The sequence below is a fragment of the Paenibacillus sp. FSL W8-0439 genome (genome assembly GCF_038008995.1).
In the GTDB taxonomy this organism is placed as follows: domain Bacteria; phylum Bacillota; class Bacilli; order Paenibacillales; family Paenibacillaceae; genus Paenibacillus; species Paenibacillus polymyxa.
In genome coordinates, this window is record NZ_JBBPAK010000001.1 from 5,752,286 (window position 1) to 5,772,932 (window position 20,647).

At 43.9% G+C, this 20,647-nt stretch carries 16 protein-coding genes and 2 pseudogenes; 5 read left to right on the top strand and 13 right to left on the bottom strand.

What is annotated here, in order from left to right:
- Positions 1 to 61: 61 nt before the first annotated feature.
- From MKX36_RS24885 to MKX36_RS24900, 4 genes are all read right to left on the bottom strand, one after another.
- Positions 62 to 925: a hypothetical protein gene (locus MKX36_RS24885; RefSeq protein WP_340866021.1), complete on the bottom strand. Its 864-nt coding sequence runs from the start codon at positions 923 to 925 to the stop codon at positions 62 to 64.
- A gap of 95 nt (positions 926 to 1,020) precedes the next feature.
- Positions 1,021 to 2,445 carry an L-arabinose isomerase gene (araA, locus tag MKX36_RS24890; protein WP_340866022.1) on the bottom strand — a complete coding sequence of 475 codons (1,425 nt, stop codon included), beginning with the start codon at positions 2,443 to 2,445 and terminating at the stop codon, positions 1,021 to 1,023.
- 41 nt (positions 2,446 to 2,486) lie between these two features.
- The gene (locus MKX36_RS24895; protein ID WP_016822497.1) at positions 2,487 to 3,182 is read right to left on the bottom strand and encodes an L-ribulose-5-phosphate 4-epimerase; all 696 of its coding nucleotides are present in this window, start codon (positions 3,180 to 3,182) and stop codon (positions 2,487 to 2,489) included.
- Position 3,183: 1 nt separating this feature from the next.
- A complete protein-coding gene (locus MKX36_RS24900; protein ID WP_017426026.1) occupies positions 3,184 to 4,797 on the bottom strand; it encodes a xylulokinase in 1,614 nt (537 codons plus the stop codon).
- A gap of 291 nt (positions 4,798 to 5,088) precedes the next feature.
- Between MKX36_RS24900 and MKX36_RS24905 the strand changes: the two genes are divergently transcribed.
- From MKX36_RS24905 to MKX36_RS24915, 3 genes and pseudogenes are all read left to right on the top strand, one after another.
- Positions 5,089 to 6,177: a GntR family transcriptional regulator gene (locus MKX36_RS24905; protein WP_340866023.1), complete on the top strand. Its 1,089-nt coding sequence runs from the start codon at positions 5,089 to 5,091 to the stop codon at positions 6,175 to 6,177.
- 215 nt (positions 6,178 to 6,392) lie between these two features.
- The gene (locus MKX36_RS24910) at positions 6,393 to 6,632 is read left to right on the top strand and encodes a hypothetical protein (protein ID WP_025366236.1); all 240 of its coding nucleotides are present in this window, start codon (positions 6,393 to 6,395) and stop codon (positions 6,630 to 6,632) included.
- A gap of 315 nt (positions 6,633 to 6,947) precedes the next feature.
- Positions 6,948 to 8,368: pseudogene (locus MKX36_RS24915) on the top strand (MDR family MFS transporter).
- A 38-nt stretch (positions 8,369 to 8,406) separates the two neighbouring features.
- Here the strand turns inward: MKX36_RS24915 and MKX36_RS24920 are convergent.
- The 3 genes and pseudogenes from MKX36_RS24920 to MKX36_RS24930 all read right to left on the bottom strand — a co-directional run bounded on the left by MKX36_RS24920 (position 8,407) and on the right by MKX36_RS24930 (position 11,391).
- Positions 8,407 to 8,940, bottom strand: coding sequence for a YceI family protein (locus MKX36_RS24920; RefSeq protein ID WP_340866024.1), 534 nt, complete (start codon positions 8,938 to 8,940; stop codon positions 8,407 to 8,409).
- Between the two features lie 405 nt (positions 8,941 to 9,345).
- Positions 9,346 to 9,900 (bottom strand): annotated as a pseudogene (locus MKX36_RS24925) (GNAT family N-acetyltransferase).
- Positions 9,901 to 10,056: 156 nt separating this feature from the next.
- Entirely contained in the window at positions 10,057 to 11,391 is a 1,335-nt protein-coding gene (locus MKX36_RS24930; RefSeq protein ID WP_340866025.1) for an SMI1/KNR4 family protein, read from the bottom strand.
- Positions 11,392 to 11,666: 275 nt separating this feature from the next.
- Between MKX36_RS24930 and MKX36_RS24935 the strand changes: the two genes are divergently transcribed.
- The gene (locus MKX36_RS24935; protein WP_340866026.1) at positions 11,667 to 12,047 is read left to right on the top strand and encodes a hypothetical protein; all 381 of its coding nucleotides are present in this window, start codon (positions 11,667 to 11,669) and stop codon (positions 12,045 to 12,047) included.
- 72 nt (positions 12,048 to 12,119) lie between these two features.
- Here the strand turns inward: MKX36_RS24935 and MKX36_RS24940 are convergent, their stop codons facing one another.
- The 5 genes from MKX36_RS24940 to MKX36_RS24960 form a co-directional block, all read right to left on the bottom strand.
- Positions 12,120 to 12,647, bottom strand: coding sequence for a hypothetical protein (locus MKX36_RS24940; protein WP_340866027.1), 528 nt, complete (start codon positions 12,645 to 12,647; stop codon positions 12,120 to 12,122).
- A gap of 121 nt (positions 12,648 to 12,768) precedes the next feature.
- A complete protein-coding gene (locus tag MKX36_RS24945) occupies positions 12,769 to 13,410 on the bottom strand; it encodes a hypothetical protein (protein WP_017426018.1) in 642 nt (213 codons plus the stop codon).
- A 33-nt stretch (positions 13,411 to 13,443) separates the two neighbouring features.
- Positions 13,444 to 14,004 carry a DUF4303 domain-containing protein gene (locus tag MKX36_RS24950; RefSeq protein ID WP_290409649.1) on the bottom strand — a complete coding sequence of 187 codons (561 nt, stop codon included), beginning with the start codon at positions 14,002 to 14,004 and terminating at the stop codon, positions 13,444 to 13,446.
- A gap of 105 nt (positions 14,005 to 14,109) precedes the next feature.
- On the bottom strand, positions 14,110 to 16,074 hold the full coding sequence (locus MKX36_RS24955) for an elongation factor G (RefSeq protein WP_290409648.1): 1,965 nt from the start codon (positions 16,072 to 16,074) through the stop codon (positions 14,110 to 14,112).
- Between the two features lie 393 nt (positions 16,075 to 16,467).
- Positions 16,468 to 17,052, bottom strand: coding sequence for a TetR/AcrR family transcriptional regulator (locus tag MKX36_RS24960; RefSeq protein ID WP_031462523.1), 585 nt, complete (start codon positions 17,050 to 17,052; stop codon positions 16,468 to 16,470).
- A gap of 129 nt (positions 17,053 to 17,181) precedes the next feature.
- Between MKX36_RS24960 and MKX36_RS24965 the strand changes: the two genes are divergently transcribed.
- Positions 17,182 to 18,333, top strand: coding sequence for a YhgE/Pip domain-containing protein (locus MKX36_RS24965; RefSeq protein ID WP_290409646.1), 1,152 nt, complete (start codon positions 17,182 to 17,184; stop codon positions 18,331 to 18,333).
- Positions 18,334 to 18,461: 128 nt separating this feature from the next.
- Here the strand turns inward: MKX36_RS24965 and MKX36_RS24970 are convergent, their stop codons facing one another.
- Entirely contained in the window at positions 18,462 to 20,180 is a 1,719-nt protein-coding gene (locus tag MKX36_RS24970) for a methyl-accepting chemotaxis protein (RefSeq protein ID WP_340866029.1), read from the bottom strand.
- Positions 20,181 to 20,647: the final 467 nt, after the last annotated feature.

The window sequence follows — 20,647 nt, forward strand, 5'->3', positions numbered from 1 at the left end:
TATAAGTGCCGGTAAGGCTGCAAATGGTTACTTTGTCTAATTAAACTATCGTTTCCCGAGATTATAAATACTTCATCATGATGTTCGAAACAGTCCGCTGTTGATTCTCCCAATCATAATCGGAGTTATCCATTATAAAAGTTTGAAAAGGAAGCTGCTCAATAATGTGCAATTCTAGCTCTCGTCGATGTTCAAGGAACTGTATATATCCATCGTACCCGTGCAACCCCTTATTTTTTCCATAATCCTGCTCCGTATGGTACCAAATCACAAAATCTAGCCACTCTTGAGGCCTCATCGTTTTCACTCGCTCAATCGTCTCACGGACACTAGGTTGCTTCAGATAGAACAAAATTGGATTAAGGTCCTGAATTTGCTCCGCAATCTGTAATACGTGCTGAACAAATCGATCATTTCCAGCATCATGTCGAGCGAGTAATGCACACCCTGGGTTCTGTAAAAAACAGCATTCGAGTATGACCAGCTTATCCTTTTCTCGCTGATTCTTAGCAAAAGAACTCCAACGTTGAACCATCAACTCGCAATATTTTTCTACAGGTATTCCATCGTAGATTTCATAGCGCCGGATTTCCTCATACAAACTAGAAGGAATTTCATTTTGAGCTGATTGCTGCGCAAGCGCGTATGCGATTAATGAGTCGTTACCGCTTAGCGATACAAATGGATCAATATCATGAAATACATCGGCATAGCTAGACCGGAGCCTATCAAGTTCCTCATTCGGCACACATGCAACCGATTCATAATCAGCGGGATGTCGTAAGTTCCCTTCTAAAAATAGCTCTGATTCTATTCGATGCGTGTTTAAGGTGTCCTGTATATATTGGGATAATGTAGATTTTCCAGAGCCAGGTATCCCTTCAACCATAACCAATTTTGTTGCCGCAGATGGTAAATTCGCCATAGTATCACATCCTCATGAATTAAAAATCCTCTGAGAAACAATAAAAAGCATTGGGTCCTGAGGACTGACCCAATGCTTTTATAGATGATCTATAATTATTTAATAATTACGTATTCCAGGTTAACCAGTTTTGCATAAGCAACAATTTGGTCTGTAGTTAGATTCAAGGAAACTACAGTATGGTGACCGCCGCCGTTCTCAATCCATGCTTTAACTCCATCTTGGAAGTTTGGCTTCACGTTCCACAGTACACGGGCCACTGGAAGTTTGGGAGCAGGAACTGTTGGTTCAAATGCAGTAACCTCATTGATCAGCAGTTTATAATGTGTGCCAAAGTCAGCCATGGAAACAACCACACCGTCTCCTGCCTTACCGTCAAATACCAGACGGGCTGGATCTTCACGATCGCCGATACCTAACGGAGAAACGATAATTTTAGGCTTGTTGCTTGCCAACGTTGGGTCAACTTCAAGCATATGAGATTGAAGGATCGATTCCTGACCAGCTGCTAATTCATAGGTGTAGTCTTCCATAAAGCCAGTGGATTGGTTATGGCTCATGACTTTAAGCAGACGATCGAGCGCTGCAGTCTTCCAGTCTCCTTCACCAGCGAAGCCGTATCCTTGTGCCATCAAACGTTGAACGGCAAGACCAGGAAGCTGTTTCATACCGTAGAGATCTTCAAAGTTTGTAGTGAAGGCAGTATAACCACCATCATTCAGGAATCGTTTAATAGCAATTTCATAGCTTGCTTGCACTCTTACGCTGGATTCCCAAGCTTCCTTGCTGTAAGTACCATAATCAAATTCATACAGTTCGGAATATTCCGCGAACAAAGCATCAATTTCTTCTTCCTTCACAGCATTGACGTACTGAACAAGGTCGCCAATTCCGAAGTAGTCAACGGTCCATCCAAATTGGATTTGGGCTTCGACCTTATCCCCTTCCGTAACACCAACGTTACGCATGTTGTCGCCAAAACGGGCAACTTTGATATTGAAGCTTTCGTTATAAGCAACCGCTACATCCATCCACTCTGCGATTTGCTTTTGCACTTCCGCGCGTTCCCAATACCCTACGACCACTTTATTCTGTTTTTTCAGACGGGCATTGATAAATCCATATTCACGGTCACCATGAGCTGCCTGGTTGAGGTTCATGAAGTCCATGTCAATTGTAGCCCAAGGAATGCTTTCATTATACTGAGTAGCCAAATGAAGCAGCGGTTTTTGCAACAATTTAGTACCGCGAATCCACATTTTTGCAGGTGAGAAAGTATGCATCCAAGTGATGACACCAGCAACCTCATCACGATAGTTGACTTCTTTCATGAGGCTGGTGATTTTGTCTGCACTAACTGCCAGATCCTGCAATACGAGCGGATAAGGCAACACACCGCTTTTATTTAAGGCATCGGTCATTTCTTGTGCGTGTGCTTTCACTTCTGCTAATGCTTCTTCCCCATACAGATGTTGTGAACCTACGACAAACCAGAACTGTTTTGTACCTACTGTTGACATAACATTCATCCTCTTTTCTTCGTTTGTTAGTTTAGTTGGTCTTATTTTTGCCCGTAGTAAGCGTCTTTCCCATGTTTGCGCAAATAGTGTTTATCTAGAATACGCTGCGGCAATTCTTCAGCAAAATGATTCAATTCCCGTGCGAATAGGTTCATTTTCGAAACTTCTTCCAATACGACGCTATTCATAACTGCGGATTTCGCATCTTTTCCCCAAGTGAAGGGAGCATGACCCTTAAGCAGGACACCTGGCACTGCTAAAATATCCAGCCCACGCTGCTCAAAAGTTTCGATAATGACACGGCCTGTTTCGGCTTCGTAACCACGATCAATCTCCTCTTGTGTCAAGAAACGAGCACAAGGAACAGAACCATAGAAGGTGTCTGCATGAGTAGTCCCCATTACAGGTACGTCCAGGCCGGCTTGAGCCCAAACGGTCGCCCAGGTCGAATGCGTGTGCACAATACCGCCGATTTCTGCGTAGTGCTTGTAAAGTACGGCATGAGTCGGTGTATCCGATGAAGGCCTCATCTCTCCTTCAACCACATTGCCGTCAAAATCAACAACTACCATATCGCTAGGTTTCATCGTGTCATAGCTAACACCACTCGGTTTGATAACGAATAAGCTGCGCTCACGATCAACAGCACTTACGTTACCCCAGGTGTATTTTACGAGTCCATGTTTAGGCAAATCCAGATTGGCTTGAAATACTTCTTCTTTCAGCTGCTCTAACACGTCAATTCCTCCAGTTTTCCACTAGATTATCTACAGCAGCCTGCTCAATCGCCAGGCCTTGTGTGTAGCGTTCCAAGAATGTTTCGAATCCCTTAACATCGGAACCGTCGGGATGAATTTCTTGTCCCTCAACATCTCTGAATACTTTTTGGTCGAGGAAGTCTTCCAGACTTTCTTGCTGATCCTTGTTCATCATGTAAGAAGCCAGAATAGCCATACCCCACGCTCCGCCTTCTCCAGCTGTTGCCATCACGGATACCGGAACATCCATAGCTGCCGCGACAATTTTTTGTCCAACGATAGGGGTTTTGAATAAACCGCCGTGAGCCAGAATGCTGTCAATTGCGACATTTTCTCTCTTCGTCAAAATATCCATCCCGATTTTCAAAGCAGCAAATGCAGTGAACAGATGAGTGCGCATGAAATTGGCCAAATTGAAACGGCTCTCAGGGGAGCGGACAAACAATGGCCGGCCTTTCTCTATTCCGGTGATGTTTTCTCCTGACAAATAGCCGTAGCTAAGTAAGCCGCCGCCATCTGGATCTGCTTCCAGGGCCTTATTCAGCAACACGCTGAATAATTGATTCGGGTCCGCCTTTTGCCCCATGGCCTCATAGAACTCACGGAACAAGCCCAGCCAAGCATTGAGATCACTTGAGCAGTTGTTGGCATGAACCATTCCGACCGGATTACCATTCGGTGTGGTCACCAGATCAATTTCCGGATATACCGCCGAAAGATCCTTCTCTAATACGATCATGGCAAAAACTGAGGTTCCCACAGACACGTTGCCAGTACGTTTTCTCACACTATTCGTAGCGACCATTCCTGTTCCCGCATCACCTTCTGGAGGACAAAGCGGAATACCTGATTGCAAATCTCCGGATTTATCTAAGATTTTGGCTCCCGCTGCGGTTAGTACACCTGCCTGCTCGCCTGAGATATGAACTTTAGGAATAATGTCTTGTAATTTCCAATCGTAGCCTTTGGCTGCAATGAGTTCATCAAATTGCTTAACCATCGACTCGTTATAATCATGTGTAGTCTCATCAATTGGGAAGATCCCCGAAGCGTCTCCGATGCCAATGGCTTTGTTGCCAGTCAGCAGCCAGTGAATATATCCAGCCAACGTCGTAATAAAATCAATATGAGGAACATGTTGTTCTTCGTTCAATATCGCTTGATACAAGTGAGCAATACTCCATCGCTCAGGAATGTTGAATTGGAATTTATCAGTTAAAGCTTTTGCTGCAGCACCAGTTGTCGCATTCCGCCAAGTCCGGAACGGAACAAGTAATTCACCTTTGCTGTCAAAAGCCATATAGCCGTGCATCATTGCAGAGAATCCTATAGAACCAACCGTATGAAGGGTGATTCCGTATTTTTGTTCAACCTCTTGTTTCATTTCACGATAAGCCTCTTGTAGACCTGTAATAATGCTCTCTAAGTTGTACGTCCAATATCCATCTACCAAGAGGTTTTCCCACTCATAGCTTCCAGATGCGATTGTTTCAAAACGATGATCAATCAGCACTGCCTTGATACGTGTGGATCCAAATTCGATACCAAGTGAGGTTTCTCCCTTAGTAATCGCTTGTTTAATGTCTTGATCCATGCTCACGTTACTCCTCTCTCTGAACAACTGTTATAATCGCAATAATTGAAAGAAGGCGCTTTCTTTTGTTTACAGCCTTAGTATATTTTTTGTGCGTACATTTGTCAACACAAAACCATAGTTATACTTACAAATACTTTGACGAACCGAGTATTTTTCTATTTTTAACTTTAGTATTTATACAGATAGGACAATAGATTATAATAAACTCATAATTATGCTAAAATATGTACATACAAATATTATAGATGCATCAATTAGTATTAGAACAACTTGGAAAGAAGGAATAAAGTGAAACCAAAGTATCAGGTCATCCTTGAGGATATAAAAAGCAACATTCTTTCAGGGGCATACAGCGTAGGAGAACAAATCCCAACGGAATTCGCTTTGCAGGATAAGTATAAAGTTAGTCGCCAGACGGTTCGAAAGGCTATTTTGGAACTATCTAACGAAGGTTTTTTAAGAAGTGAAAAAGGATCTGGCACCTATGTCAGCAACCAATTTCGGTCAAAAACCGGTGGCAATTCCAGCAATAAAACCATCGGAGTCATCACAACCTACATCTCTGATTACATCTTTCCCTCTATTATTCGCGGGATTGAAGCCAGATTGAACGAAGATAATTATTCATTACTATTAGCCAGTACCAATAATGATGTCGCACAGGAAAAGAAAGCTTTGGAGATGATGCTGTCCTTTGGTGTCGATGGTTTGATCATTGAGCCTACGAAGAGCAATCTATATAATCCCAATATCGCTTACTATCTGACGTTCAAGGAACAGGATGTTCCATTCATCATGATTAATGCCTATTATGAAGAGTTGGAGGTTCCTTACTTCTGTCTCGATGACGTACAATCCAGCTATCTGGCAACCAAAGAATTGATCGCTAACGGACACACACAGATTGGCATCATTGCCAAAATGGACGATTTACAAGGGAAGTATCGAATGAAGGGTTATATCAAAGCGCTTGGCGAAGCCAAATTACGCTTTCACCCCGAGCAAGTGCTCTCATTCTATACTGAGACAAAGCAGGAACTGTCCACCAACTTAAAGAAATTCCTGACCGAACAAAGAGACGATTTAACCGCAATTGTCTGCTATAACGACGAGGTGGGATTAGAAGTTGTACATGTATGCAGACAACTTGGTATATCCGTTCCCGAAGATTTGTCCATTATTGGCCAAGACAATTCCTATATTTCCAAAAATGCAAACATCAAACTAACAACATTGACACACCCACAGGAACAAATGGGCCGTGATGCCGCCGACTGGGTTATTAGGAAACTACAAGGGAAGAAGGATCTAAGCAACCAAACCTATTATCAGCCCGTGTTAATTGAAGGAGAGACGGTAAAGAAGAAATTGAAGTGAAGGGGGGAATTTGTGATATTCACATACTCGTAATATACAAAACGCTACTGATAACGGAATGTCAGTAGCGTTTTGGCCTTTTTTGGATTCCTTGCCAGATGCGAAGCGAAATAACTTATCCAGCATTATCACCTGAAAACTAAATCTGTTGACATTTTGTGGGGAATACTGTATATATTCAAAGCCAATATGAAAGGCAGTAGAGGAGGATCTGCATGCACAGAGTGATCAAGATCAGATTTACGCTTTTTTACGGTGAAGTGCCTGAAGCAAAATATTACGGGTACTTGGAGTTGAATCAGGATGGAAATATAATCGCGCTCTACAATAGGTACGGTGAGGAAATAGACATGTATGGCGGACATGAATTTGTTAGGGTAAGGGCACTTGGCAAATTTGATGACCAAGACCGTGATAATTTTTATTCTTTGTTAGAAAGTGATGGTGTAGGATAATCTGCACGATAGGCTGACGATTCCGGTGCCAAGGCACTACGAAAAATCAGCCTTTTTGATTTTATTTGCCTTATAGAGTTGACCGGCACGTTATCATAATCCCCTAACCTCATCTTGTCAAGAAATAATGCGCGAATGAGCGACACCGTGGCGGACCCCCCTTTTGCTTTCGAAATATGAATGAATTTCCGAGTATGATGAGTAATTTCGCTTTTTCCAATTCATCCCACTCCACGTAAAATGATCTTCAGGCGTTGCGGGATAAGCGATGTACAAACAATAGACGGAACGTCATGAACAATGGGGAGGTAGAAGATGGACAATCAGGCTCAAGATGCAAGAGAAATGAAGAGAGGGGCAATATTAACCGCTCTACTCATCGGTACATTTGTCGCTTTTCTTAACGAAAATTTACTTACCAATGCGTTTCCTGCATTGATGAGAGAATTTAACGTTGCTGCTTCGACCATACAATGGTTATCGACCGGTTATATGCTCGTGATCGGCGTACTGGTGCCGGTGACCGCATTACTACAGCAATGGTTCACGACTCGCCAGATGTTTATGTCTGCGATGGCGTTATTTTGGCCGGTACCTGCTTGTGTGCAGTATCCCCGGGATTCGGAATCTTGCTGATGGGCAGGGTTGTTCAGGCTTGCGGAACAGGATTATTGATTCCGTTGATGATGAATACGATTCTCGCCCTCTATCCTCCAGAACGCCGGGGTGCCGCCATGGGTCTCATGGGGCTGGTCATCATGGTCGCCCCTGTCATCGGGCCAGCTTTGTCTGGCTTGATTATCGATACCTTTCAATGGCGATGGCTGTTCTACATGGTGATTCCTATCGCACTGTTTTCGATGATTTATGCATTCGTGTACTTAAAGAATGTGACAGAACTGACCAAGCCAAGGGTCGATCTTGTATCCATTGTGATGTCAACCGTCGGTTTCGGCTGCGTCACCTATGGCTTCAGCCAAACAAGTGTCTCACTTGAGCCTGAAGGTTACGGATCGATTGCAATAGGCAGCCTTTTCTTGCTCTTGCTTGTATGGCGCCAGCTTAAGATCAAAGAGCCGTTGATCGATCTTTCCGTATTCCGGCATTACACTTTTTCTCTGGTTGCGGTATTGATTGTAATTCTGATGATGGTTCTATTCGCCACAACAACATTGCTGCCGTTCTATATGCAGGATGTGATGAAGTTGACAGCATTTGCGACAGGCTTACTTCTAATGCCAGGTAGCATTTTGAACGGGATGCTGATGCCGGTATCGGGTAAATTACTCGATAAATTCGGGCCGAGACCCGTCATTGTGCCCGGACTATTCCTGATCGCCATATCGTTGTGGCTGTTTACCGACATCGACAGTGATACAACACAAGGTTCCGTTCTGTTCAATCATATCCTCTTATTCTTAGGCATGTCATTCGTCGTCATGCCGGCTCAGACAACAGGATTGAATCAACTTCCACGTCACCTGGTTCCTCATGGCACAGCCATATACAATACGCTCCAACAGATTACAGGTGGAATTGGCATCGCATTGTTCGTCGGCATCATGTCGTCTGGAGCCAATCGTTATCTTCATCATTCGCTCAATCCCACTGCAATGCATGAGAAGACACAAAGCATGGTTTCCGGTCTACAAACAGTTTTTTGGATTGAATTTATTCTTGCAATACTTATTATAGTGCTGGGTTGGTTTATAAAAAAGCTACCTGAACATAATTAATTCATTACTAGGCACAGATTAAATCATGTATAGGATCGCTACTCTATTTTAATTGCCTCGATATAAAGTTCAATTCTCACTTCATTCGCGACAACAATCCCGCCTTTTTCCAGATACGAGTTAAATATCAAGCCAAATTCATTGCGTTCAATACTGGCTGTAGAATGAAATCCTACACGTTCCCGGCCGCGAGGGTCTTTGTTAAGTCCTTCAAAAACGGTATGAAAAGTGATGGGTTTTGTTACTCCATGCAAAGTTAGATTGCCCGTAAGTTCATATTGCCTTTCGCCAGCAAGGACGCAGCTGGTGCTTTCAAACGTAATGGTTGGATACTTGGCTGCATCAAGGAAGCCGTCGCTCTTCAGGTGCTCATCTCGTTGCGATTGGCGAGTTGTGATACTATTTGCATCTATGGAAGCCTGAATACCCATGGTTGTTAGGTTGTTGGGGTCAAAACTCAAGATCGCTTGGAAATGCTCGAATACTCCTTTGATTCTATTAATCATTAAATGCGTTACCGAAAACTCGACGGAGCTGTGGTCCGGATCAACTTCCCACTTGATATTTTCCATGAATAAGTTCCACCTCTATAATAAGATTTTGAGAAGGGTCGCTCCCTCTCAAGGCACTGCGATATTCGCATACTCCTAATATACAAAAACGCTACTGACAACGGGATGTCAGTAGCGTTTTAGCATTTTTTTGGCTTCCTCGTTGTCTACAGACAATAAAGTTGTGTTCTAACTTATAGTAACTTGTGAGTGACTGGAAGCTTGCGGAAACAACCTGTGAAGCTGAGTAAGGACGAAGATCGATCAAGGTCAGCAGATTGCAAAGCCGTTTTGGAGTAGCTAAACCAGACCCTATATCGAAACTTAAAAGCAAACGGACTTTTCTCTGGAATCCACTAAAGAGAAGTCGCCGTATTTGTTATGTAACGTTTCTTAGTTTTAAAAATGAGTTTAATCTCTTGTTCTTTATTTCTGATTAGCACGTTGAGAGAGCCATTCTTTTTTCAGTAATGCATATTGATACGTATTCTCGTATTTCGGCGTGCCGTCTTCGTATTTAACAAATGAAACGAATTCCATGAAGCAGCCTTCCTGGCGAAAGCCCAGTTTATCACACAGCTTCTGGGAACGGAAGTTATCGTCCTCAACATAGGCGTACAGTCTCCTTACTTCTTGTTGCGTAAAGAGATATTCTATGAAGGCGTTGGCGCTCTCACTTGCGTACCCTTTCCCTTCAAATCTGGCATTAAAATTCCATCCAATACCATACGTATCCGAATCTCGTTCTTCCTTCATACCAAATAGTTCCCCGATCAGTTCGTTGCTGTCTTTCAGTCATACCGCGATATGGGAGTCGTCACTGCTTCTTTTTTCGACCTCCTCTGTAGCTTCCTCCAACGTCGAAATCTGGTGATCCATAAAGCAGTTAACTCTTGGATTAGCTGTATACTCTAACAATCCGGCAGCGTCGGTTGCGGCAAAATTCCGCAGGATCAATCGGTTGGTTTCAAGTATTTGCATGGATATACCTCCAGTTGTTATTTAAACGGCCAATAAAGTTGTGTACGAGACATTAATGAAACATCACGAAGGTGAGCTTGCAGGTGCCAATCAATTGAAGGCTGATACTCTAAACTTATCCGTCAACATTTTATGGATAATTTATACACGCCTTCCTCACGATTCGTCTTTGTCGAAATAATCATTTGGCAAATGCAGTTCTCGCAAACAGCTGATAAATTTTCCTTTGAAATTCGGATTGCTTTTATATTCCGGCCATACCGCCTTATAGTAAGGTAGCAACTTCTCATGTGGGATAATGCCCCAGTATAAAATCAAGTTATTCAGAACCTGCGGGCCGCCCCCCATCAACATCTGCTCAATGATCTGCCAGCTTTCCAGCTTGTTTTCGCAACTGCGTGCGGCATAGATGGCAGTGGTTTGCATTTTCAGGTCGACATGACACAAGAAAGGCGCAAAGTTCTGAAGCGTAATCGCACCGTAATTCTCCAAAATATACCCTGCATAACGCAACGCTTCTGGGTCGTCAATCCTGTCAAGCCTTTGCAAGATCACTGAAATAAACTTCGTTAAATCCTCAGTTTTACTGGAAGCGTGCAGAATCTGTAAAGCTTGAAGAAAATCCTCATGTTCATCCGATTGCAACAGCTCCAGAAGATATTTTCTACCCGTGTCAAAGGAAGTTTTGCAGATGAGCCTAATGGCTGTGGTCCGATTTTTGGGGCTTTGTTCCGCAATATTTTTCAAAAAAGCAAGGGTTAGCTGAGAGACCTTCTTAAACTTGAACAATCCATCAAGCGCTTTGGCTTGGATTTCTTCGTTTGGAGCGCTCTGATAAATCTGGATCAGTGCATTCTCATCACCCGGCATTCGACTGCCAAACCACCCGATATCATAATCCAGAATAATTTCATCCAGCCAGCGCTCATACCAATCCAGAAAGCTGCCTTCATAGACAAAGAAAAAAGGATGATCGGGATGAAAATCGGAGGTGTACACAATTCTCCCCCTATATTTCCCTTCAAGTACGAGATACATGTCGTATTCGCAGCCTTGGGTACCTATGCACAACATGCCGCCCAACACCTTATTACAGGTGTCGTCATATTCCTCATCGGGAATGTCCTCGTCCCTGGTCAGGGGCTCAATCAGATGGTTCCATTCCTCTTTGGTCATCCCGGGATGCAGAACGGATTTTGCAAGGAGCACCTGGCGCTCGGTGTAGGAAGTTGCCTTTCCAAGTGAATAAATTCCATAGTAGGGTCCGGCGCCTCCATTGCCGATTTTCATTAAAAACAGCGCGTAAGGCTCAGGAAGTGTGACCTGATTGAGGGTTTGCCAGTCCTCTAGCTCTTTTGCTGTAAGCTTCTCTTTAACCCTATATTGATGTGAGGATGCTCCAAACACCGAGAAGTCCGCGTCTTTGCGCATGGCTTGACTCAGTTTGTTTTTTATTCGATCCAGTTGCGTTTCTTTCTTCCTAAACCACATATTTGAACCCTCCTGTTGACCATAGCCAGGTTTCCTTGTTTACTTATCCAGCAATTTTATTGTTTTTTCTATGGGTCGTACCTCTTTAAAATGATATGTATCTAGAGTACCACAGGAAAAATCCATATGAATGGAATCTATATGTGGATTAGACTATAATCACCTTGTTATTCATGTAAGCCACTCCTCATTTCTCGGAAATTAACGACATAATTATTTAATTAAACTCATTAAACGCAGTTCATTTTAAACAACATAGAGTGAGGGAGAAAATAATGAAAAGCCAGTTAAGAAATATTACGGTCGACGGTTATGCCTTCGTTTATTGGTATTCAGGCGGGTCCCGCTTCGTCTTAAACCTATCTCCCAAAGAGAATAAAAACATCAAAGTCACGCTCATCTTCCAGGCAGATCCTCCCTATGAAGAGCCTCGTACTTATTGGGCCTTTTATGATATTTCAGCACAAAATAATAACATGGAAACTGTCCTCCATCTGGGTAAACCCAAGCATATCGCTGAAATTATCTCTTACTTGATGGCAAAACGACAAGAGCTTTGGACCCAGGGGAAACCTCAGGTTCTGGATAATGCCTGGGATTTATTAAAGGAGATGGGCTATTCCGAGTTCAAACCGATTTGGATTAGACAGTGGTAGTGATAAAGGTTTGTGGACTAGCCCCCTTTGACCTGACCACTCAAAGGGGGCTTAAAGTCCACAGGGGTACGATTATTCGTTATTCGGCGTAGTCGGACTAGCCGAGGGCATCAAGCCTTTAACAGCGCCGAGAAACGGGCGAATAGACTTGATCATGCCGTAGCCCATCTTCACAACCGGGACAAATTTCTGGATCATGCCGAACAGTCGCAAGCCGCCGCCGAGCATACCGCCAAGCCCTCCTGCGCCCGCAGTGGAGCCGCCAAGGCCGCCTAACAGCGAGCCCATCATCGGCAGGAATGCCGACACCTTGGCGTCCGGCTTGCGAGAGCGCGAACGGCTAGACGGTTTACGTGCACCGCTTTTCCGGTTGCCGAGACGGACGCCCGAGGCATGCGAACTGGCTCTGCGTTTGAGAGGTCGGGAGTCTTGTTTCCTGGAAGGAGCACGCGGGGGAGCCCCAGCACTGGAAAGTACCAACCCGCCGCGATTAACGTCGGTGATGTAGCCGACATAAGTCTCTCCGCTGTGCAGGGTGACACAGACCGGACGGCCTTGAAACTTCTTAGCCCGTGCACGCATCTCTTTCGATTGTGCCATGGAAGTTCACCTCGCTCACTGATTATAATTCAGTTTACGCCAGGGGCGGGCTTCCTGCTTGTGCGAATGGGGCATACGCACGCCAAAAATCGCCTAACGTGCTCGTTAGCCCCACGCCAAATCAAGAGAATTGCCAAAAACCTGCTACTGGATGTTGTATCTCAGTCGTCCCCACGTTGGCGAAAATATATAGTGATCCAAAACCAAAGGGATAATTGTAATCCTCTTGAAGCAACGTTTTGGGATAACCATCTTCATCTACCTGAAATAAAAAAGAGAATGATTCCTCTTTCAACTTCGTAAAATAATAGTCTTCATTTTGAATAAGTCTCGGGTTTCCGCCTACTTTGATCAAAAAAGGCTGATCCATCGATTTTTTGTCATGGCTTAATTCCCCATCTGAAATTGCATGCTTTACAAGCCCTGGGTTAGTAAACATATCTTTGACACTTTCAGTTGAAGTGGGATGCTCAATCACCTTGACCGAGCAATTAGGATAAATGTTGTTTTCTAAATACTCCTCATAGTCTTCAGGGATGAAGATCGAAATCATGCTCTCCGGTTTAAAGGGATGGACGAGGCTCAAGTAAAAAACATATTTTTGGTTATCTTCGTGGATGAGGTCCGATTGATTATCAAAAAATTCGGGCGCATTCCCGCCGATCCAGCCCGCACTATGCTTGTTCGATAGGATCGACCCCGCATAATAAAGAATACATTCCGTTCTCTCAGCTAAAATATTCATTTGATATTCATTAGGCATTTTACAACTCTCCCTCAAAAAACGCGAAACCCCTTACTCCGCTGCTTCCGCCAGCCATGCTTGCATAGCTGGCGACTCTGCCTGATTCAAACGCAGGGCGATTTCGGTATTGATCTCATCTGGCGGCATGATCTCGACAAGGACACATACAGACTCTCGCGGTTGATTCAAGGCAAACACGCCTTCATCATCGAGCATTTTCATCGCCAGCTCCATGGCCTTCAGCCTCGAATCAAATTCACGATTCCATTCATCAGCTTCAAGCTTCGCAATGGAAGGACGCTCCATAAATAATTGTTTAACATCATCGAAGTCCTCATCCTCGTAACAACAATAGGGTGAATCGGCATAAGACCATTTGATGAGTTCCGCAATCGTTGACCCCGGCGTGTCACTTTCTTCTCCTTGCCTGGCCGCTTCCCTCTCCAAGGCCTCCCATGACCAGGCGGAGATGCTTGGCGCATGTCCCTCTCCAGTAGTAAATAGCGTGCAGTAATAGTAACGTTCACCATTTTCAAAAAGAGTGCGAAAGGACGTCCTAGCCATATCAGCAATTTCTGCCGCCAGCGCCTGTATTTCATGCGTCGGTTCCATGACAATCGCCCCTTAGCCCTATAAAATATATATCTTATTTCCATTATAAAAATTGTTCGTTCTAAATTTACCTACTTTTCGCCTGAATCTTGGAAATGTGTGCGATTAAGGTTCTAATTCAAGGTGCATCTTGGCCTCCGCCTCATCCCATGGCACCGAGTAACCCGCCCCTTTAGCGCAAAAGATAGAGGATGATGTATACAGTGGGTCTGCCCCTTTGCGGTAGCCCATCCGCTCTATGACTTCCTCCGTATTATGACAGCGATCGTAGCCGCTGAACACGCAACGGATACTGCCTCGTCCATGCGTAAAGGATGCAAATTCGGTACTGTAGTTCATGAAAGTCGACACAGGCACCCTGCCCGTGACCACCGCTTGCGTTCCGGTTGTCTGCGGCGGATTAAAAATACCCGAAGCACGCTGAATATCGGACAGCACCCTGCCCATTTCATCGATAGCGACCTTGATTTTGAAATCGTAATAGGGCTCCAGCAGCACATTGTCCGCCTTCTCCAGCCCCTGTCGTAGTGCTCGAAAAGCAGCCTCACGAAAATCGCCACCATGGGTATGTTCTTTATGCGCGCGCCCCCTCAGCAGCGTAATGTTCACGTCGGTGACCGGCATGCCGGTCAGCAGTCCGTGATGCTCCCGTTCATAGAGATGATTCCGAATCAGATTCTGATAGCTGACATTCAGATCATCGGCATGACATCTGCTATCGAACATAATGCCGCTGCCCCTTTCTCCCGATTCAATCAGCAGATGCACTTCCGCATAATGCCTGAGCGGTTCGAAGTGGCCGTACCCCTTCACAGCCGATTGAATCGTTTCCTTATACAAGATTTCTGGTTGTCCAAAAGAGATAGCAAGGCCAAACCGCTCTCTAACAAGCTGCTCCAGCACTTCCAGTTGAATCAATCCCATGACACGGATAGAAATCTCCTGCAATTTTTCATCCCAAACGACGTTCAGAGATGGCTCCTCCGCCTCCAGCGTGCGAAAAGCACCAAGCACCTTCTGTACATGTATCGAATTGTCGAATAATACCTTAGATTGTAATGTCGGCTCCGAATCGTAAGCTAACTTGTCCGATATCGACCCCAGACCTTGTCCGGCCTCGGCGGCGGACAATCCGGCAACCGCAAACAAATCGCCGGCCTCCACTTGTTCCACCGGCTGCGATTTAAGTCCGTTAAACAAGAAGAGCCGCGTAATTTTTTCGTCATATTGAACCCCGCCGCTCTCGTAACTAAGCTGTTCTCTCACCTTCAGCCGACCACCCAGCGCCTTAATGAACGTGAGTCTCACTCCGCCTGCATCGTGCCGAATTTTATAAACCCGCCCCTGGAACGAAGCATTCTCGTCATAAGTGGTTGTCGTCAGCAGATGCAGCTGATCCAGAAATTCAACGACGCCTGTATCCTGAAGCGCAGAGCCGTAAGCACAGGGGAAGAGAAGACCCGCCACTATCATCCTCTGCAAGGCCTTCAGCCAGAAGCCGGAATCCTCTCTCCCCTCCAGGAATGCTTCCAGCAAGGCTTCGTCTCGCTCCGCCATGGCCTCCCGCAGCGGCTCGCCGACTATGCCGTCAGCCAAGCTCTGTGTAATGCAGCATACTTCCCCCGTCAACTGCTGTCGGATGTCTGCCTCGGTTCTGCCTACATCCGCGCCGATCCGATCCGTTTTGTTGATAAAGAAGAACGTCGGAATCCGATGTTTGCGTAGCAGCTGCCAGACCGTCTCCGTATGGCCCTGAACACCTTCAACTGCGCTTACAATCAGGATGGCATAATCAATGACCTGAATCGCTCGCTCCATCTCCGGGGAGAAATCGACGTGTCCGGGCGTGTCTATTAAATAATAACTGTCTCCTTTATATTCCATTACCGCCTGATCTGCGAACACCGTAATGCCCCTTGCCCGCTCGATGTCGTGGCTGTCCAGAAACGCATCCTGATGATCCACCCGCCCACGCGACCGGATACTGTTCGTATGGTACAGCAGCTGTTCCGCAAAAGTCGTCTTACCTGCATCCACATGGGCGAACAGGCCAATCGTTAGTCGCTTCATAGAATCCCACTTTCAACGCTTCTTGTTGATACTGCTCATTTTATTAAAGCATAGAAATTGGGAGCGTGGGTAGGTAGTTGATTTTGAAAGAGGGACTTTTTCTATAAATAGAAAATAAGGGTAACCGTTTAATGAATCTGTAAAAAAATTATGGACCCTTTGAAAATAGTGCTTACATAAACGGTTTAGGATGCCCCCAATTGTATCATTTCTATCCTCCAAATCCCCCACCATTACTTATGATACGGTACAGTCTTTCAAGTAAGCCTTGAACTGTATACTTTGTTAACGAGCACTTAGCATCTAGTTGTTGATTCTTTAAATCAATCTGTTCGAACATGTTTTCATCGCCTTAATAATTGTAGAGGAATTGTATGAGTCCTCGGCGCCTCATTATTTCTTTTGAATAAAGGAAATAATATCGATATATAATACGGTCATTTCTTGAGGGGTTTTATCTAATCCATTTTGAACCCATTGTTCTATTAATCCTAAAAAAGCAGACGTTATAAAAGATAAAAAGTATTCCATGGGCACCTTTAAATTTGCATTGAAGCTTTCATTTTTCTCTAAATTAAAACGCACCTTTTCTGAAAAGGCATTTCTAAATCGAAGATGAAAACCCGTTCTGCCATGATCACTTAAAAATATCTTTAATATTGGCGAATGCATTTTAATAGAGCTAAATAATGTAGCAGCTAATTGCTCTTGTCCTTTTTCAAACGTATGAGTAGACGAATAGCGAGATTGCAATTCATCAATATGATTTCCTAAATCCTCAAACAACTGCTGTTCTATTTGCTCTAGCAAATCGAATTTATCTTTATAGTGCAAATAAAATGTCCCGCGATTAATTTGTGCTATTTTCGTAATGTCCCCTACCGTAATCAATTCAAATGACTTGTTTTGTAAAATTTGTATAAATGACGTTTGAATGAGTTGTTTTGTTTTTCGATTTTTCTCTGCATAAATGCTCACAAGGATCACTCCCGCTTTAAAATTCAACAATCTGTTCAGTTTTGTTCATTGCTTATACACTCTTAAAAATTATAAGATATATGCATGCTACTGAACAACATGTTGAAAATTGAGAAAGGGTGAAATCCATTGAGATTATTTAAAGAAAAATTAGCATGGGCTGCTCCCGTCGCTGTTATATTAATTATTGCTCTGTTCTCATTAAACTTATTTGCTCAAGGAGATCCACAAGTAAAAAATCTGCCAGTTGCACTTATTACGAGTGATGAGGGAGGTCACGTTGACGCTGTAAAAGCAGCAATCGAACAAATGAATAAAGGTATTGCCGGTGAAGAACCGATGTTAGCTTTTACAAATGAAAAAGAAGCAGATATCGAAGAATTATTTGCTAATAAAGAGTATTATGCAGCATTAGTTATTCCTGAGGGTTATAATGATGCCGTACAAAATACCATGACAAGCAACACGCCGGCAACCTTAAAAGTATATATTAACCAAGGATTTAACATGACAGGTGCAAACTTCGCAAAAACTGCCTTAAATGGTCTAATTACGCAAATCAGCAGCAAGTATTCAACAAATTTTGTAGCACAAATGGGCGATCAACAAATCGATGCTAATCAAGCATCCGTGCTTGTACACCCCATTGTTTCTGAAGAAAAAGTATTCAATGCCATCACTACTGCTACAGCAAATGGTAGTGCACCAACATTAATGGCCGTACCTGCTTGGGTAGGTGCATTAATCGGTGGTTTCATTGTATTCCTAGCATCATCAAGCATTCTTAAAAAGGAAATGTTAACACGTAAACAAACATTACGCCTAATAGGTGGTCAAGTTTTATTCGGTCTTATTATTGCCCTATTTTCAGGCTTTACTGTTGCAACACTTGCACAAATGGCTGGTATTAACATGCCAAGCTACTTCTTAATTGCTTTCTTTGTAACGTTTGCAGCATTCTGTTTCTTCTTGCTAGTATCAGCTATTACTGCATGGATTGGAAAACCAGCCATTACATTATTCATGGTAGTTATGATGTTAGGTATGGGTGTTCTAATGACACCACAAGAGATGCTTCCAAGTTTCTTCGTAAACTTTATTCGTCCATGGGTGCCGATTCGCTTTGCATCTGAGGGGTTACGTGAAATTTTCTACTTTGGTAGTGGCTTCTACACTGGCCAGTCCTTCAACATCATTTTAGGAATTGGTATTACCGGTTTAGTCATTTTCCTACTGTCTATTTTTAAACCAGCACGTGTACAAGCAACTAAAGCTGAATAAAAGCATTGATAATCATGTGCACCACCCACCCCACCTTGAGGTGAGACGATACGCACGCTTTTCATCAACGAGGGCAGAAAAGGAGCCATCCCTAGTGGGATAGCTCCTTTTCTTATTCTCAATACGAATTATTCTTGTACAATTCGGAATTTGCTAATCATTTCGCTCACTTGTTGGCTTGATTGTTTCAATTGTTCAGCTGCATTATGCAGATGGGAATACGCTTGACTCTGATCGTTAGAAGCCGAACTTATCTCTTCTGTGGCAGAAGCTGCGTCTCGAGCTACATCGGATATCTTGATAATGGATGAGATGACCTGTTCCCTGCTAACATTCATCTGCCCTATATCCCCATCCATCTCTTGAATCGAACTGATGATTTCCTTTAGCATATCCATAATCGATTCAAATACCGTTCCCGACTCCTGAACAATAAGAGATTGTTCGGAGATAATTACCTCTGTCTGATTCATGACCTGCAACGTTTGAGAAACTTCTGCCTTGAGGCGTGCAATAGTTGTGTTAATTCTCTCTGTTGATTCATAAGTCATGGTCGACAGCTTGCGAATCTCTGTAGCGACGACTGCAAATCCTTTTCCGGAATCGCCGGCACGCGCCGCTTCTATGCTCGCATTTAATGCGAGGAGCTTCGTTTGCTCAGATACTTCATTAATCGTTTGTACAATTGTGGAAATCGTAAGCATCTGTTCTGCCAGGCCTTCAATATGTTGTACGACTAATTGGTTTGCTTCTGTCGTTTGGAGATTGTGATCCTGTAATTTCTTTACTTTATCCATGCCGCCTCTTAAGACGATTTCCGCCTCCGAAGACAAGCTGGTCATTTTTTTGTTCCTTACATTTACCTTTTCAATCGTGTCCGATAGCGCCATCGTTTCACGGCTCGTTGCCTCTGTCAAGGACGCTTGCTCGGAAGCACCAACTGCGATTTCATTAATGCCTGACGTCATTTCCTCGCCGGTTGCCGTTGTTTGTTCCGCGATAAAGGTAAGTTCATGAGCGGAAGTATTTACATGGCCAATCGATTGGCTTACTGTCGAAATGAGTTCCTTCATACGAGATACCATTATATTAAAATCAGCGGTTAATTGCCCAAGCTCATCCTGGGAGAAGGTACGTATATCGACGGCCAGATTGCCCTCCGCAATCTCTCGCACACGTCCACGCAAATAACGGATCGGATGATGGATGGATCGGATGATCAAATACCCAAGCAACGATGAAGCGATCAAGCCTGCCAATGTTAAAAGGATACTGATCAATCGCAGGAAGCTATATTGTTTTTGTGTGCTGTCCAACATGATTTGATTATCATCGTAGTACAGATCGCCTATGTGATCCAAAGCGTCCTCCATCTGGTCAAACTTTTCGCTGCCCTCCTGATAAGAAAGAAGATTCGCCCTTTCACGGACAGTTGAATCCTTTGACGATAATCCGTCAATCACTTTCTTGGAGACCAATTCATACGCTTCAACCGTTGCTTCGTAGTCTTGAATCAACTTTTCCTCATTATCAAAAATAGTTCCAATTGACTTATACTTATTAAGCTTCTTCTTTGCTGACTCCTTTTGTTTTTCGTAATCCTCCAGTTGTTTCGAAAATTGCTCCGACCCTGGTTCATAACTGTACAGCGATCGTTCTGCCAACAGCATCTGATATAGGTCGATATCTGCTGTACGAATGAGATCAATGACTTCCGCCCTAACACTAAGGCTCTCCTCAAGCGAGGATTGTACCCGCTTCAGATTGTAAATCCCAACGCCTCCGATCACAAGGCTAGTGATTACAGTAACGACGATCGTTAGAATTACCTTGTTCCTGATCGTCATCGTGAACTTCCTACCTCTCATTATGCCTCACTCCCATCTAGTCCCTCTCGAGGTAACATGAAATAATATTCGACATCGTTTGCCAAACACCTTTCTATACAGCAGAGTTATGGCGAAATCGTGAAATTGTTAGAAACCAAGAGTCACGCACATGGGATTACGTTTCCAAAACCCATTCTCCCTAGGGAAGGAATGCTTAATTTTTAAATCACAATCGAAGTACTCTGCCCCTTAATCCTTCACTTCATTTTGACAGCAAAGGACCCCTCTGCATGGATTGCAGAAGGGTCAGTGGTTAAAATGGTGTACTGTTACGGTTCACCGTATCGGATCTAACGGCAAATAAAAAGGGTCTGTTTACAGTGTCTCACTTAAACAACCACTTTAGAGTAATCCTGGAGTCATTAATCCGAACGATGAGACGACCGTTACATTCGGATAGGTCCATGCGCTGACGATTTTAGCCA